This window comes from Acidovorax sp. LjRoot66 (assembly GCF_964253305.1).
Classification (GTDB): Bacteria; Pseudomonadota; Gammaproteobacteria; order Burkholderiales; family Burkholderiaceae_C; genus Acidovorax.
The window spans coordinates 1,603,345-1,617,891 of sequence record NZ_CAXUQU020000001.1 but is presented as its reverse complement, the minus strand read 5'-3'; the positions used below and the strand labels follow the sequence as shown (position 1 = coordinate 1,617,891).

The following is a 14,547-nucleotide window of genomic DNA, read 5'->3' as shown; positions in this document are numbered from 1 at the left end:
CTAGAGACGGAATTCGGCGATGAGGGGCAGGTGGTCGGACATGCGCCACCAGATGCGGCCACGCGGCACGTGCAGCGACAGGGGCGTGAGGCCGCGCACGTAGACATGGTCCAGTTGCACCAGGGGCAGGCGCGCGGGGTAGGTGAAGGCCCGGGGGTCCTCGAATTCATGCAGGCCGAAGCCGGCCAGCATGCGCTTGACCTGCAGGCCCCAGTCGTTGAAATCGCCCGCGACCACCAGCGGTGTGCCGCCGGGCACCTCGCGCTCGATGAAGCGCTGCAGCCGCTCGATCTGCCGGATGCGGCTGCCCGGAATCAACCCCAGATGAACGACGATCACGTGGATCTTGCGGCCATGGGCGTCCACCTCGACGTGCAGCAGCCCGCGCTGCTCGAAGCGGTGGTCCGAAATGTCCTCGTGCTGGTGGCCGATCACGGGCCAGCGCGAGAGCAGCGCGTTGCCGTGCTCACCGTGGCGGGTGAAGGCGTTGGTGCGATACACCGCCTCGTAGCCCTCCGGGGCGAGGTACTCGGCCTGGGGCAACTCGGGCCAGCGCTGGAAGTATTTGGCCTCTCCACGGTGCAGCTTCCTCACCTCCTGCAGGCAGACGATGTCGGCATCCAGTTGCTCGACCGCATGCCCCAGGTTGTGGATCTCCAGCCGGCGGGCCGGGCCGATGCCCTGCACCCCTTTGTGGATGTTGTAGGTTGCCACCCGCAGGATGTCTGTGTTGTCCATGGCACCGATTGTGTCGCAAGCAACCGACACATGGCAGGCCGGGGGCTTACCCGCATCGCAGACTCCGCTGACCGGGCATACACTGTGCTTGCAGTGAGCAGTTACTTTTAATTACACCACCCCCGAGCTGCAGATGGCCACAGGCAAAGACCCGGATACGCCAGACATCCAGGCGCTGATCATCGACAGCAATGCCACCTCGCGCAGCATTCTGGTGGGGCAGCTGCGTGAGTACGGGGTCACCAAGATCGTGCAATGCAGCCGTGTGCGTGACGCCCGCGCCAGGCTGGAACACACGGTGTTCGACTATGTGCTGTGCGACCAGTTCTTCAGCGAATCTGGCGACTCCGGACAGACCTTGCTGGACGACTTGCGCCGTGCACAGCTGCTGCCGTTCTCCACCGTGTTTTTCATGGTCACGGCAGAGGCCTCGTATGCGGCGGTGGCCGAGGCCGCCGAGTCGGCGCTCGATGGCTACCTGCTCAAGCCCTTCACCCCGAGCGCCCTGTTCGAGCGGCTGAGCCTGGCGCGGCTGCGCAAGATCCACTTGAAGCCGATTTTCGACGCCATCGAGCAGGAAGACTTCGAGCTCGCGTCCAGCCTCTGCGTAGAACGTTTCGAGGCGCGCAAGCCCTACTGGCTGTATGCCGCGCGCATTGGCACCGAGCTGCTGCTGCGCCTGGGCCGCCACGATGAAGCCCGAACGCTGTTCGAAGCCGTCATCGCAGCGCGCGCCCTGCCCTGGGCCAAGCTCGGTGTGGCGCGCGCGCAGATCGAGTCTGGCCAGGCCGCCCGCGCCATCACCACCTTGCAGGGCCTGATCGGCGAGGATGCCTCGTTTGCCGACGCCTACGACGTGCTGGGCCGCGCTCAGGTGGAACTGGGCAACTTCACCGAGGCCATCGAGACCTACCGCACGGCCAGCGCGCTCACGCCCGACTCGGTGGTGCGCCTGCAGAAGCTGGGCATGATGTCGTACTACATGGGCGACCGCAAGACGGCCGCCAGCGTGCTCTCGCGTGCGGCCATCCTGGGTATCGACTCCAAGCTGTTCGACTTCCAGGCCCTGGTGCTGCTGGCCTTTTCCTACTTTTCCGACAAGGACCGCAAGGGCATCGAACGCTGCGTGGCGGACTTTGGCCGCATCCTGGAGCGCCACCAGGACAGCCCGCGCATCCAGCGCTTTGCCAGCATTGCCCAGACCCTGCTGCTGATCCAGCAGCGGCAGTTCTCGGCCGCCGTGGCGGCGGTGCGCGACATGGCGCGCGAGATCGACGAGGCCAGCTTCGATTTCGAGGCCGCCTGCAACCTGGCCAGCCTGCTGGCCGTGCTGGCCGCGACCTCCATCGACCTGTCGGACGGCGAAAAGTGGGTGCGCTCCCTCGGGATGCGCTATGCCAACACGCGCGGCCTCACGGAGCTGATGGCCAATGCCTGCAACGTCTACCCCGCATACAGCGACATGGTGCGCGAATGCCTGCCCCAGATCAACCAGTCGGCCGAGAAAGCGATGGCCCAGAGCCTGGCGGGCGATGCCGAAGGGGCCGTGCGCAAGCTGCTGCAGCTGGCCGAAAGCTCCCTGAACTCCAAGCTGGCGGACATGGCCCAGCAGGTGCTGCTGCGCCACCGGGAGCGCATTGCCGATGCACAGGCCCTGCAGGACAGTGTGCAGGCGGTGCGCACCCGCTGCGGCAACGCCCCGACCCGTGCGGTGCTGGGGCAGGACGGCGAGCGGCGCCCTGGCGGCGTGGTGATACGCACACGCACGCCGCCACCGCCCGAAGCGGCAGCGTCTGCCGCGCTGGCCGCCATCGCCGCCCGGGTAGAGCTGTCGGCCGACCAGATCCTGGACATGCCCGACGAGCCCTCGATCGACGAAATCCTGGGCGTGCCCACGCCAGAGCCCCACGATCCGGCGGAAAAGCTCAGGCTGCGGCCGATGTAGTGGGGGCTGTCAGCCGTAGACCGAGGCGCCTGCCACTGGAGACTGTGGCTGCGCGGGATGCAGCGCCCGCCCATACCGCGCCGCCAGATCCCGCGTGGCGGCCACCAGCACGCTGGTGTCCACCCCCACGGCCACGAAGACGGCGCCCAGCTCCAGGTAGCGGCGCGCCAGCTTTTCATCGGCCATCAGGATGCCGGGGGCCTTGCCGGCGGCCAGCACGCGGCGTATCCCGCTCTCGATGGCCTCCTGTACCTCAGGGTGCCCGGGGTTGCCCACATGGCCCATGCTGGCCGAGAGGTCGGCCGGGCCGAAGAACACGCCATCCACGCCCGGCGTGTGCGCAATGGCGTCCAGGTTCTCGATGGCCAGCGTGCTCTCGGCCTGCACCAGCAGGCACGCCTGGGCATTGGCCTCTTTGAGATACCCGGGATAGCGCATCCACTGCGAGGCGCGCGCCAGGCCCGCGCCCATGCCGCGGATGCCGCCCTGCCCGTCGTCCTGCGGGTAGCGCATGGCACGCACCAGCTGCGCGGCCTGCTCGGGCGTGTCCACCATGGGCACCAACAGGGTCAGCGCGCCGATGTCCAGGTACTGCTTGATCAGCGCCGTGTCGCCCACCGGCACGCGGGCCACCGGGTGCGGGCCAGAGCCCAGCATGGCGCGCGCGCTGGCGATGCCCTGCAGCTGCTCCAGCATGCGCGGCACGTCGTTGGGCGCGTGCTCGCCGTCAAGCAGCAGCCAGTCGAAACCAGCCCCTGCGACGAGCTCGGCCGCATAGCCGCTGGCCAGGCCGAACCACAGGCCGATCTGCGGCGTGCGCGCGACCAGGGCCTGCTTGAAGGTGTTCACGGGTGTATGCAAGGCAGTCCCCTCAAACGAAGCGGAAGGCGATATTGCCCAGCGGCCCATAGTCCGCATGGAAGGTGTCGCCCGCGGCAGCCGCCACGGGCCGCGTGAACGAGCCGCCCAGCACCACCTCGCCCGCCTCCAGCCCCTCGCCATAGGGTGCAAGCTTGTTGGCCAGCCAGGCCACGCCGGTGGCCGGGTGGTTGAGCACCGCAGCGGCCAGGCCCGACTCCTCGATCACCCCGTTCTTGTAGAGCAGCGCGCCGCACCAGCGCAGGTCCACCGCGTCGGGCCGCACGGGGCGCCCGCCGGTGACGATGCCGGCATTGGCCGCGTTGTCCGAGATGGTGTCGAACACCTTGCGCATCGCGCCGGTGTGGCGATCGTGCTGCTCGATGCGCGCATCGATGATCTCGATGGCGGGCACCACGTACTCGGTGGCGGCCAGCACGTCGAAGATGTTCACTGGCGGACGCCCCGGCTCGCCGCGCAGCGGCTTGTGGAGCACGAAGGCCAGCTCCACCTCCACGCGCGGCAGGATGAAGCGCTGCATGGGGATGTCGCCGCCCTCGGCGAAGAACATGTCGTCCAGCAGGGTGCCGAAGTCGGGCTCGGTGATCTGGCTGGCGACCTGCATGGCGCGCGAGGTCAGGCCGATCTTGTGGCCGCGCACCGTGCGGCCCTCGGCGATCTTCATCGCCACCCAGGCGCGCGAGATGGCATAGCCGTCCTGCACCGTCATACCGGGGTGGCGTTTGGAGAAATGCTCCACCTGCACGCGGGTCTTCTCGGCCTGGTGCAGCTCAAGAGCGAGCTGCTGGATCAATGCATCGTCAAGCATGGGGAGTCCTCAGGATTCTGCAGTGAAGCCAATGGCTTTCACAATGGGACCCCATTTGTCGCCATCGGCCTTCAGCAACGCCGCCAGCTCAGCGGGAGTGGACGAACGCGCCTCCAGCCCCATGGCCGCCAACCCGGCGACCACGTCCTTGTCGGCCAGCGCGGTGCGGATAGCGGCATTGGCCTTGGCCACCACGTCGGCCGGCGCCTTGCCGGGCAGGAAGAAGCCGAACCATTCGTTGTAGGCCATGTCCTTGTAGCCCTGCTCGATCAGCGTGCTGACATTGGGCATGAATTTGTTGCGCGTGGCGCCCGAGGTGGCCAGGACGCGGATCTTGCCGCCTGAGAGGTGCGGCAAGAACTCACCCACCGGGGCCGAGACCGCCGCGATCTGCCCGCCCAGCAGGTCCAGAATGGCCGGCTGCGAGCCGCGAAAGCCCACATGGCGCATGTCGACCTTGCCGGCGCGGCTGATCAGCTCGCCCACGAAGTGCGGCACCGAGCCCGGTGCGGGCGAGCCGAAATTGGCGCCCGTGGGGTTGGCCTTGCACCACTCCAGAAACTCGGGCACGGTCTTCACCGAGGCGGGTACCTGTGGCCCCACGGCAAAACCCATGTCGAACACCACGCCCAGCGAGACGGGCGTCACGTCGGCCACGGGGTCGTAGGGCAGCTTCTTGTAGGTGTGGGGGTAGATGCCCAGCATGGACATGGGCGTGGCCAGCAGTGTGGCGCCGTCCGCCGGAGCGGCCTTGAGTGTGGTGATGGCGATCTGCCCGCCCGCGCCGGTCTTGTTCTCCACCACGGCCGACTTGGCGTAACCGCCCGTGATCTGGGTGGCCACGCGCCGCGCCAGGGTGTCCACCGTGCCGCCGGCAGCAAAGCCGGCCAGGATCTTCACGGTGTCGAGCGCCTGGGCCTGGGCCAGGAAGGGCACGGCGCCCGCTGCACTGGCCAGAGCCAGGTGCAGTACGTTGCGGCGGGATGTTGTGGGGGAAAGGTTCTTCATGCTCTGTCTCCGATGGTTCTTATGGATTACTTCTTCGCAGCCTGGCGGTAATTGGCCTTCAGATGCTCGGGCACGCGCTCGTCGAAGCCGCAGGCCACGCGCCGCACCTCGGGGCTGTCGGTGGGCTGGTGGCCCACGCCCAGTGCCGAGGCGCGCGGCGCATCGATGGCGACCACGGTGCCCGCCAGGCGACCCAGGCCCGTGATCTCGCACTCCACCAAGTCGCCCGGGTCGACTGAGCGCGAATGGCAGGGCGTGCCCATCAGGATCACGTCGCCCGGCACCAGGGTGATGTGGCGCGCAATGTCAGCCACCACGTAGTGCGGGCCCCAGATGGTCTCGTCGCCGATGTGTGCCTCCTGCACCACCAGGCCGTTGCGGTAGGTGCGCAGCGTCTGTGCGAACAGGTTCACGCCGCGCACGATACCGGGGCCGATGGGCAGCAGCGTGTCCGCCCCCTTCACGCGCAGCATGCTGCCCTGGTCGGTGTCGCGGTAGTTCTGCAGGCCCATGTCGAGCGCCGGGCAAAAGCCTTCGATGTAGTCCCAGGCCTCGTCGGGCAGCACGTTGCGGCAGGTCTTTCCGATGACCACGGCGTACTCGCCCTCGTAGTTGAGGTACAGGCTGTCGGCGGGCTTGTGGATTTCGCATCCATGCCCGTTGACGGAGGTCGGTGGCTTGGTGAAGTAGGTGGGCGTCTCGGTCGGCTTGGGCTGGTTGCGCGTCTCGAAGCTGCGCGAGCTGTACGAGATGTGCACGGCGATGACCTTGCTGGGCGCGACCGGCGGCAGGTGCTGCAGGCTGGCCGGGTCCACCACGCGGCCATCGTCCAGGCGCAGTTGCCCCTGCCGCGCGCCCTCTTCCACGATGGTGCCCCAGCAGGCGCTGCCGCCCACCAGCACGCGGCGGCGCTCCACGCGCGGGCCGCGCATCACGGCGGGCAGTTCGGTAACCGGGAATTCGAAGTTCATGCCGCCACCTCCACCGCTTGCGTTTCGCCATCGAACCACATGTGCACGTTGCCCGTGCCGCGTGCGTTCTCGTAGGCCGACAGGGCCACGCCGCGCGCGCGGCAGTCGGCCCCGCCCATGGCGCCCAGCATCTGCAGGTAGTGCGCGCCGAAGGCCTCCCAGGGCATCTTGCGGTACTCGTCCTGCCAACGGTCGAGCACCATGTCGTGGCGGCCCTGCTCCATGAGAGCGATGGCGCCCTTGTCGCTCACGATGTTCTCGGGGCGCGAGACATTGCTCTCGTGGAAGATACGGGGGTGGTTCGGCTTCCAGTCGATGGGGTTGAACTTGTGGCTCAGCGCGCCCGATGCCAGCAGCAGCACGCGCAGGTCGCTGCGGCGAACGGCCTCGGCAATCGCCTCGCCCGATTTCAGGAAATGGCGCCAGTCGCAGTTCTGGCACGAGCTCACGGTGACCACCGGCGTGTCGCTGCGCTCCAGGCGCAGGTGCTTGACCAGGTTGATGGTGGCGTACTGCTTGCCCAGGTCGGGGTGGTTGATGACGCGGTTGTAGCCCTGGTGCTCGCGCGACACGGCCTCGATCTCGAGCGCCAGGTCGGGGTGGCCCCGGTAGTCGTAGGGCACGCCGTGCAGGTACCAGGGCATCTCGTCGGAGATGAACATGCCCTGGTAGCGCGGCGCGCCGTCCACCAGGTGGTAGCCGGTGGTGAACCAGTGCGAGTCGAAGATGATGACCACGTCGGGCCGGGCCGCAGCGATGCGTTCGCGCAGGCGTGCATAGCCGGGTATCAGGTCCGAGTCGGCCCCCGCGCCCTGCAGCACGCGAAACTCTTCGCACTGCATCAGGCCGGGGTGGTGCGAGACGATGGCGGCGCCAACGATGCTTCCCATGGTGTGTGTCTCCTGTGTGTAGGTAATGCTCAGCGGTGGCTGAAGCTGGCGCCAAAAGGCTTTTTGGGGATGACGACATCCTTGACGTCGCAGAAGAACTCGAAGCTCCAGTCCCCGCCCTCGCGGCCCACGCCGCTGCGCTTGATGCCGCCGAAGGGCGCGGCCAGGTCGCGGATGCCGAAGCTGTTGACCCAGATGAAGCCGGTGCGCACCTGCTGCGCCACGGCACTGGCGTGCTGCGTTTCGCCGTAGCAGACGCCGCCCAGCCCGTAGTCGGTGCCGTTGGCCAGGGCGATGGCTTCCTCGTCACTGTCGAAGGCCTGCAAGGTGAGCACCGGGCCGAAGACCTCGTTCTGCACGATCTCGCTGTCCTGGCGCAGATCGGTGAGCAGGGTGGGCTGGTAATACTGCGCGCCGAAGGGGTGCTGCGCGCCGCCCCAGAGCAGCGTGGCGCCATCGGCCACGGCACGCTGCACGAAGCCGTGCACACGCTCGACCTGGCGCGGGTGGATGATGGGGCCGACCTCGGTGGCCGCCTCGCGCGGGTCGCCCACGGTGAGCTTTTCGACATAGCCGCGCAGCGCGGTCACGAAGGCGTCGTGCACCTTGCGGTGCACCAGGAAGCGTGTGCCCGCCAGGCACACCTGGCCGGCGTTGCGGTACATCAGCGCGCCGGTGGCGGCGGCGTTGTCGATGTCGGCATCTTCCAGCACGATGAAGGCCGACTTGCCCCCCAGCTCCAGGCTGCAGGGCACGAGGTTGGCGCCAGCGGACTGCGCGATCCACTTGGCCGTGGGCACCGAGCCGGTGAACGAGATGCGTGCCAGGCGCGGGTCGCTGACCAGGCGCGCACCGGTGCTGGCACCCGCGCCCTGCACGATGTTGAACACCCCGGGCGGCAGGCCGGCAGCGTGCGCGCAGTCGGCCAGCAGGCTGCTGGTCAGCGGCGCCCATTCCGGCGGCTTGACGATGACGCAGTTGCCCGCGGCCAGCGCCGGGCCGAGCTTCCAGGTGGCGAGCATCAGCGGCGCGTTCCACGGCGTGATGATGGCCACCACGCCGGCCGGGTCGTGGCGCACGAGGTGGGAGGCCTGCTCGGTCTCGATGGGCCGGTCCTGCAGGGTCAGCGCATGCTCGGCGAACCACGTGATGTTGAGCATGGCGCGCGGCACCACGCCGTGCTTCATGCGCGAAAGCAGCACGCCCGCGTCGCTGGATTCGAGCGTGCAGAAGGCCTCGGCGCGCTGGCCGATCTCGGCCGCGAAGCGGTCGAGGTAGGGCTTGCGCTCGGCGGCCGTGAGCGCACTCCACGCCGGGAAGGCGCGCGCTGCGGCAGTGACGGCGGCATCCACATGGGCCGGGGAGCCCTCGCTGATGCGGCCCAGCAGCGCCTGGTCGATGGGCGAGTGCAGGTCAAAGCGCAGGTCCGACGCCACGCGCTGGCCGTCGATGTAGTGGTGGGGCGATACGGCGATGCCGGCGACGTTCAGCGTGTCGGTGCTCACAGGGCGTTTCTCCAGGGGGATGACAAGGCCATCAGGGGCGATGGGCCACAGGGGTTTCGGGCAGCAGCTTGGCCGGGTTCATCAGGCCCTTGGGATCCAGCGCAGCCTTGATGCGCTGCATCAGGCGCAGCTCCAGCGGCGCCTTGTAACGCGCCGATTCATCACGCCGCAGCACGCCCAGGCCGTGCTCGGCGCTGATGGAGCCACCCAGGGCGTGGACGGCGTCGTGCACCAGCCGGTTCAACGGGCCTTCGAGCGCCAGGAAGGCGGCCTTGGCGGCGGAATCCAGCGGGCCGGCGGCGACGGGCGACGCGTTGTAGTGCAGGTTGCCATCGCCCAGGTGGCCGAAGGTGACCTGGCGCACCTGTGGAAAGGCAGCGCCCACCAGGGCATCAGTGCTGGCGATGAACTCGGGCACGCGCGCGATGGGCAGCGCGATGTCATGCTTGATGGTCGGGCCCTCGGCGCCCTGCGCCTCGGAGATGTTCTCGCGCAGCGCCCACAGGGCCTCGAACTGCGCAAGCGTGGTGGACAGGGCCGCGTCCAGCACGAAACCCTGCTCCATCGCTACCTCCAGCAGATCTTCCATGGCCTGCGCCGCGTGGGCCTGGGCACTCGCCTCGGCTCCGGTGACAGAAATCTCCAGCAGCACGTACCAGGGCGATGCCTCGGCCAGCGGGCGCCGGCTGCCCGGCACATGGTGCAGCACCAGCGCCATGCAGGTATCCGACAGCAGTTCGAACGCGGTGAGCGATGCGCCCAGGCGCTGCTGGGCCAGCGCCAGCACTTGCAGGGCATCGCCCGGCGAGGGCACGGCCACCAGCGCCACCACCTGGGCCGCAGGCAGCGGGAAGAGCTTGAGCACGGCAGCGGTGATGACGCCCAGCGTGCCCTCGGAGCCGATGTACAGGTCGCGCAGGTCGTAGCCGGTGTTGTCCTTGCGCAGGGTGCGCAGGCCGTTCCAGACCTCGCCCTCGGGCGTCACGACTTCGAGCCCCAGGCACAGCTCGCGCGCATTGCCGTAGCGCAGCACCTGCACGCCGCCGGCATTGGTGGCCAGGTTGCCGCCGATGGTGCACGAGCCCTCGGCCGCCAGGCTCAGCGGAAACAGGCGCCCAGCCTCGCGCGCAGCGTCCTGCACCTGCTGCAGCGTGGCGCCGGCCTCCACCACCAGGGTGTTGTTCAGCGCATCGACATGGCGCACGCGGTTCAGGCGGGTCAGGGACAGCAGCAGTGGCAGTGGCTGGCCTGCTGCCTCGGGGACCGACCCGCCCGACAGCCCCGTGTTGCCGCCCTGCGGCACCACAGGCACGCCGTGCGCATGGCACCAGGCGAGCAGTTGCGCCACCTCGGCGGTGTCCGCCGGCTGTGCGACGGCCAGGGCCGGGCCGCTCCACTTGCCGCGCCAGTCGGTCAGGAACGGTGCGGCATCCGCAGGCTCGGTCCACAGGCGGCCGGCATAGGCGGCGCGCAGGGAGGCCAGGGTGCTTGCGGTGGGGGCGGAGATCATCGGGTGTTGCTTGTCTCGTTGCTGGCGCGTTCTGCGCCTTGCCGCGAAGTATCTGCAGCGACCTTGCGGACCACAATCAATGCTTTCTTATGGATTGTGAAGATGGTCTAATGAATGGCCATGGCCATCTCCCTGCCCCACTTCACGCCGCGCCAGCTCGAAGCCTTTGTCACCGTGGCCGAGATGCGCAGCTTCACGGCCACGGCGGACCGGCTGGCGCTCACGCCCTCGGCCGTGAGCCAGCTCGTGGGCGAGCTGGAGGATGCGCTCGGCTTCAAGCTCTTCGAGCGCAGCACGCGCCGCGTGGCCATCACCAGCGCCGGGCGCGAGTTCCTGGGCTCGGCCGAGTCGGTGCTCAAGCACCTGCGCATGGCGCAATCGGCCGCCAGCGACGTGCGCAACCGCGCGGCGGGCATCGTGCGCATTGCGGCGCCCCTGGTCGTGGCCAGCGTGATCCTGCCCCAGGCCATCAAGGCCTACCTGCAGGAGCGCCCCAAGGTGCGCATCCACATCCGCGACGTGCCGGTGGAAAAACTGGTGGATGCGGTCGCCAGCGGCGATGCCGACCTGGCCCTGGGCCCGGACCGGGCCTGCGGCGACGACGTCGCGCGCACGCAATTGTTCCAGAGCCCCTGGGTGCTGTGGTGCGCCCCTGCGCACCCGCTGGCGCGCCAGCGCAGCGTGACCTGGCAGCAACTGCACGCCCACCCGCTGGTGGCTGCCGGCCGCGACCACGAGCGCAGCGTGGCGCAGATGCACACCGGCCTGCCCAGCGAACAGCGCGTGACACCGGTGGAGATCGTGGACAACATCTCCACCGCGCTGGGCCTGGCCGCCGCCGACGTGGCCGCCACGCTGGCGCCCGACTACGTCGGCGCACTGGCCAAGCCGCTCGGGCTGGTGCGCCGGCGCATCCTGGCGCCCGAGGCCATGCGCTACGTGTGCCTGTACAGCCCCACGCAGCGCGCCACGTCCCCGGCGGCCGAGGGCTTTGCGGAGCACCTGGTCAAGGTGCTGCCCCAGCGCCGCTGAAGCGGGGAAGCAGCAGGCAGGCCTCGGCGTTGCTGGCAGAAAAGCAGCGGTCCGCCGCATCGCGCCAGGGCAGCCACTGCCAGGCCACGTGCTCGCGCGGGCTCAGCACCACGGGCGTGCCTGCAGGCACGCACAGACCGAAGACGCGTTCACGGTTGAGTACCACGCCTGGCGCATAGCGATGGCGCCACTGGGGCCAGATGTCGTAGACGTTCTCCAGCAGCCAGTCGCTCAGCACGCAGCCGTTGGCCCGCACGTCGATGCCGGTTTCCTCCTGCACCTCGCGCGCGGCGGTGGCTTCCCAGGGTTCGTCCTCGCGGTCCTTGCTGCCGGTGACGGACTGCCAGTGCTCACCCCCGTCCGCACGACGGATGAGCAGGATGTCGAGGGCTGGCGTGTGCACCACGACCAGCACCGACTGCGGCAGCTTGAAAGGCCGCGCCCCGGCCTCCTGGCCACTCATGCCGCAGCCACGAGCGCGTCGACGTCGTGTGCAGGACCGTCGACCAGCGCGCCCAGAGCGCACTGCAGCAGCCACTGCGGGGAGATGCGGCACAGCAAGCCGGGGGCCTGTTTGCCGCCAGCGGTGGGGACCGGGATCACAGCATCGATCAACGCAGTGCCCGCAGGCCCGGCGGCCATGCCCACGGGGCGCAGCGCACGCCGGTCCAGGTCAAGCATGGCGCCCAGTGCATCGACGCGCAGGACGAACTCGCGCGTGCCGCCGCCTTCCAGCGGCACACGCACCAGCACCATCTGGCGGTTGGGGTCGGCCGCACGCAGCACGGGCGCATCGCCCGGCCCCGCTGCCACCACGCTGCGCAGATCCACCACGGAGTAGACACGCTCGCCGATCTGCGCGAGCCCCAGGAAAGGAACGCGCGATCCCCCGCCATGGAGCACCGCCACGTCAGGGGCGGCCGTGACGACCTGGGCCGCCTCGACCCCCAGCCAGTGGGAGCCGATCAGGAAGGTCGCCATCTGCACGCGGTGGCCGGCCTCCACCCGTGCAGCGCCCGCATGCGCATCGACCATGGGCGCGGGAGGGGTTGCCAGGCGGCGCTCGCACAGGTGGCGCAGCACCAGGCAGCCGAGGCCATGGTCGTAGCCATCGCTGGTGCGGAACTCGCGGTAGCCCTGGCCGCGCGCCTGGCCCATGCCGTACAGATGGCCGCCGAGCGCAGCCGTGCGTCCGCCCTGTCGGCTGGTGGCGATGGCCTCGGGTGCCTGCAGAACCGCCGCATCACCGCTGGCGCGCACCAGGCGGTCCTGCGCATCGACGAAGGCCAGCATGTCTCGCGCGCCCGTGCCCACGGCGCAGTCATCCAGGATGGACTGGAGCTGGTTGGCAGCATCCCAGACGATGGCGATGCCGCCGAGCACCGGTCCACCCGCACTGCGCCCCATCCCGTCGCCGACATCGGCCCGCACGGCTGCGGCATACACGAAGGTGGGGCCCTCGGCGTAGAAGCGGCTGGCCTCGTAGCGGCTCACGGTGTAGGCCTGGCTACCCTGCAGGCGCAGGCAGCGCTGCGCCCAGTCCTCCTCCAGCCGGGTGCCCACCTGGTGGGCCTGCCCCGGTTGCGAGACGGCGACGACCCGGCCATCGGTGCCGAACAGCACCAGGCAGGCATACACGGTGTACAGGCTGTTGATCTCCGCCAGCACCGCCGTGGCCTGGCTGCAGCCCTGGGTGCCTGCGGCGAGGGTGCGGGCGAACTGCGGCGTGAGCGCCCACCAGCGGCAGTCGTTGGCCCGCTCGTAGAGGTTGCGGTCCAGGATCTGCATGGCCAGTGCGGCGCGGCCCTGGGCATCGCGCAGCAGGGAGCGCAGCACCACGCTGTAGAGGTCTTGCAGGGCACTGGCAAAGGCCTGCGCGGTCTTGCGCGCGGTGGCACCGATCTCGGACAGCAGGGTCTTGGCAAACAACAGCTCGCGCGGGGCCGCTGCATCCCGGCCACCGCCATCACCCGCATCGCCGATCTGGTTGAGCTCCAGCAGCCCATTCCAGACCGAGCGCTCCAGCGCCGACTGGATGGCGGCCGAGCGCCGCGGAATCTCGCGCAGTTCCTGCGACAGCAGCTGTGCCTGGCCCGACAGCTCGTTGGCCAGCGCACTGCGCTCGTCGTGCGAGGCCTCGTCGAAAGCGATGTCCAGCGGCAGCAGCGCCACGCCGCGCCAGCCCGGCCCCTGGTAGCTCTGGAAGCCCTGGGTATCGCGCACGGCCATCAGGTAGCGCCGGCTGGCATGGCGCACCGCATGCACCCCAGCGCTGCCCGCCTGGGGCAATAGCCAGCCGGCCGGCAGCTGCAGCGGGTCGCCCGACACGAGCACGCGCCCCGAAGCATCGACCAGGGCCAGCACCACATCACTGCCTTGCAGGGTGCCCTGTGCATCCTCTTGCTGCACCGAGTCGAAGATGGCCGGCATCTCGTCAGCCAGCTTGAATTCCAGGCACAGCAGGCCCACGATGCGCCCGCCCGAGTGCACACGACGGGCATAGACCAGGGTTTCGGCACCGGTGCCGCAAAAGCCATGCACGGCGTGGTGCTCGACATAGCCCGCATCGCTTTGCAGCACCGAACGCAGGAATGCGGCGTCGGCATCCACCTGGTCGAGCCCGCCCACCGGGTTCACGGCACGCAGGCTGGCACAGGGCTGCAGGTCGGTGTCGAAAAGGAAGATGTTGCCGTAGACCGTGTACTTGCTGGCGTACTCGGCCAGGCGCGCCTCGATCAGCGGGCGCAGGGATGGGTCCGGGTCGGCGAGGTACTCGGCCACACCCACGTCGGTGGCGAAGAAGCCGATGTCGGCCGTGCGCTCGAACAGGTTGCGCACCAGCACGTCGATGCACACCTGGGCGCGGGCGGCCAGGTCTTCGGTGCGGTTTTTCAGGGCCTCGCTGACCAGGCCCTGCATCAGGTCGCTGGAGAGGGCCGCGAAGTCCCTGCGCGCCTGGGCCAGGTCACCGCCCGATGAGGCCTTGGACGACAGCAGCGACAGCGAGGACAGCAGCGAGAGCTGGTCCCAGGCGCTTTCGACCAGGCGAAGCTCCTGGCGCTGGTGCTGGGCGGAGGGCATGTAGCGCAGCCACTGTTCGGAGGAATTCGGGGAGGATTGCACGGGAAAAGTCCTTTGCGCGATGGGCCCGGTGACGCTGCATTGTGCGGCGGGGCCTGCTGCCCTCCAACTAGCATATTGCATGCCTTTTGCAAATATATTGCCCAGCTTGGCGCAAGGCTGACGGCAAGGACTCCGCAG

12 protein-coding genes are annotated in these 14,547 nt (G+C 69.1%); 2 read left to right on the top strand and 10 right to left on the bottom strand.

Going from position 1 to position 14,547, the window contains the following annotated elements; genetic code table 11:
* Positions 1-738 carry an endonuclease/exonuclease/phosphatase family protein gene (locus ACSQ3Y_RS07495; protein WP_057204869.1) on the bottom strand — a complete coding sequence of 246 codons (738 nt, stop codon included), beginning with the start codon at positions 736-738 and terminating at the stop codon, positions 1-3.
* A 133-nt stretch (positions 739-871) separates the two neighbouring features.
* On the opposite strand from ACSQ3Y_RS07495, the gene ACSQ3Y_RS07490 reads away from it, so the two are divergent.
* Entirely contained in the window at positions 872-2,683 is a 1,812-nt protein-coding gene (locus ACSQ3Y_RS07490) for a tetratricopeptide repeat protein (RefSeq protein WP_436176869.1), read from the top strand.
* Between the two features lie 9 nt (positions 2,684-2,692).
* Here ACSQ3Y_RS07490 and ACSQ3Y_RS07485 read toward each other — a convergent pair whose 3' ends face one another.
* The 7 genes from ACSQ3Y_RS07485 to ACSQ3Y_RS07455 are packed head-to-tail and all read right to left on the bottom strand — an operon-like array spanning position 2,693 to position 10,254.
* Positions 2,693-3,544 (bottom strand): aldolase/citrate lyase family protein, encoded by an 852-nt coding sequence (locus ACSQ3Y_RS07485; RefSeq protein ID WP_057204876.1) that lies wholly within the window; start codon positions 3,542-3,544, stop codon positions 2,693-2,695.
* 10 nt (positions 3,545-3,554) lie between these two features.
* On the bottom strand, positions 3,555-4,370 hold the full coding sequence (gene hpaH / locus ACSQ3Y_RS07480; RefSeq protein WP_436176868.1) for a 2-oxo-hept-4-ene-1,7-dioate hydratase: 816 nt from the start codon (positions 4,368-4,370) through the stop codon (positions 3,555-3,557).
* A gap of 9 nt (positions 4,371-4,379) precedes the next feature.
* Positions 4,380-5,378 carry a Bug family tripartite tricarboxylate transporter substrate binding protein gene (locus ACSQ3Y_RS07475; protein WP_436176867.1) on the bottom strand — a complete coding sequence of 333 codons (999 nt, stop codon included), beginning with the start codon at positions 5,376-5,378 and terminating at the stop codon, positions 4,380-4,382.
* A gap of 26 nt (positions 5,379-5,404) precedes the next feature.
* Complete coding sequence (locus tag ACSQ3Y_RS07470; RefSeq protein ID WP_057204883.1) at positions 5,405-6,349, bottom strand: fumarylacetoacetate hydrolase family protein; 945 nt, start codon at positions 6,347-6,349, stop codon at positions 5,405-5,407.
* The gene (locus tag ACSQ3Y_RS07465) at positions 6,346-7,239 is read right to left on the bottom strand and encodes an extradiol ring-cleavage dioxygenase (RefSeq protein ID WP_057204886.1); all 894 of its coding nucleotides are present in this window, start codon (positions 7,237-7,239) and stop codon (positions 6,346-6,348) included. Before ACSQ3Y_RS07465 ends, ACSQ3Y_RS07470 begins: the two co-directional genes overlap by 4 nt.
* Before the next feature lie 29 nt (positions 7,240-7,268).
* Complete coding sequence (locus ACSQ3Y_RS07460; RefSeq protein WP_436176866.1) at positions 7,269-8,744, bottom strand: aldehyde dehydrogenase family protein; 1,476 nt, start codon at positions 8,742-8,744, stop codon at positions 7,269-7,271.
* Positions 8,745-8,775: 31 nt separating this feature from the next.
* Positions 8,776-10,254: an FAD-binding oxidoreductase gene (locus tag ACSQ3Y_RS07455; RefSeq protein ID WP_436176865.1), complete on the bottom strand. Its 1,479-nt coding sequence runs from the start codon at positions 10,252-10,254 to the stop codon at positions 8,776-8,778.
* Positions 10,255-10,380: 126 nt separating this feature from the next.
* On the opposite strand from ACSQ3Y_RS07455, the gene ACSQ3Y_RS07450 reads away from it, so the two are divergent.
* The gene (locus tag ACSQ3Y_RS07450) at positions 10,381-11,286 is read left to right on the top strand and encodes a LysR family transcriptional regulator (protein ID WP_179681880.1); all 906 of its coding nucleotides are present in this window, start codon (positions 10,381-10,383) and stop codon (positions 11,284-11,286) included.
* Here the strand turns inward: ACSQ3Y_RS07450 and nudB are convergent.
* Together nudB and ACSQ3Y_RS07440 are read right to left on the bottom strand one after the other, a co-directional pair.
* The gene (gene nudB / locus ACSQ3Y_RS07445; protein WP_436176864.1) at positions 11,261-11,749 is read right to left on the bottom strand and encodes a dihydroneopterin triphosphate diphosphatase; all 489 of its coding nucleotides are present in this window, start codon (positions 11,747-11,749) and stop codon (positions 11,261-11,263) included. The genes ACSQ3Y_RS07450 and nudB overlap by 26 nt on opposite strands.
* Complete coding sequence (locus ACSQ3Y_RS07440; protein WP_436176863.1) at positions 11,746-14,409, bottom strand: chemotaxis protein CheW; 2,664 nt, start codon at positions 14,407-14,409, stop codon at positions 11,746-11,748. Before ACSQ3Y_RS07440 ends, nudB begins: the two co-directional genes overlap by 4 nt.
* Positions 14,410-14,547: the final 138 nt, after the last annotated feature.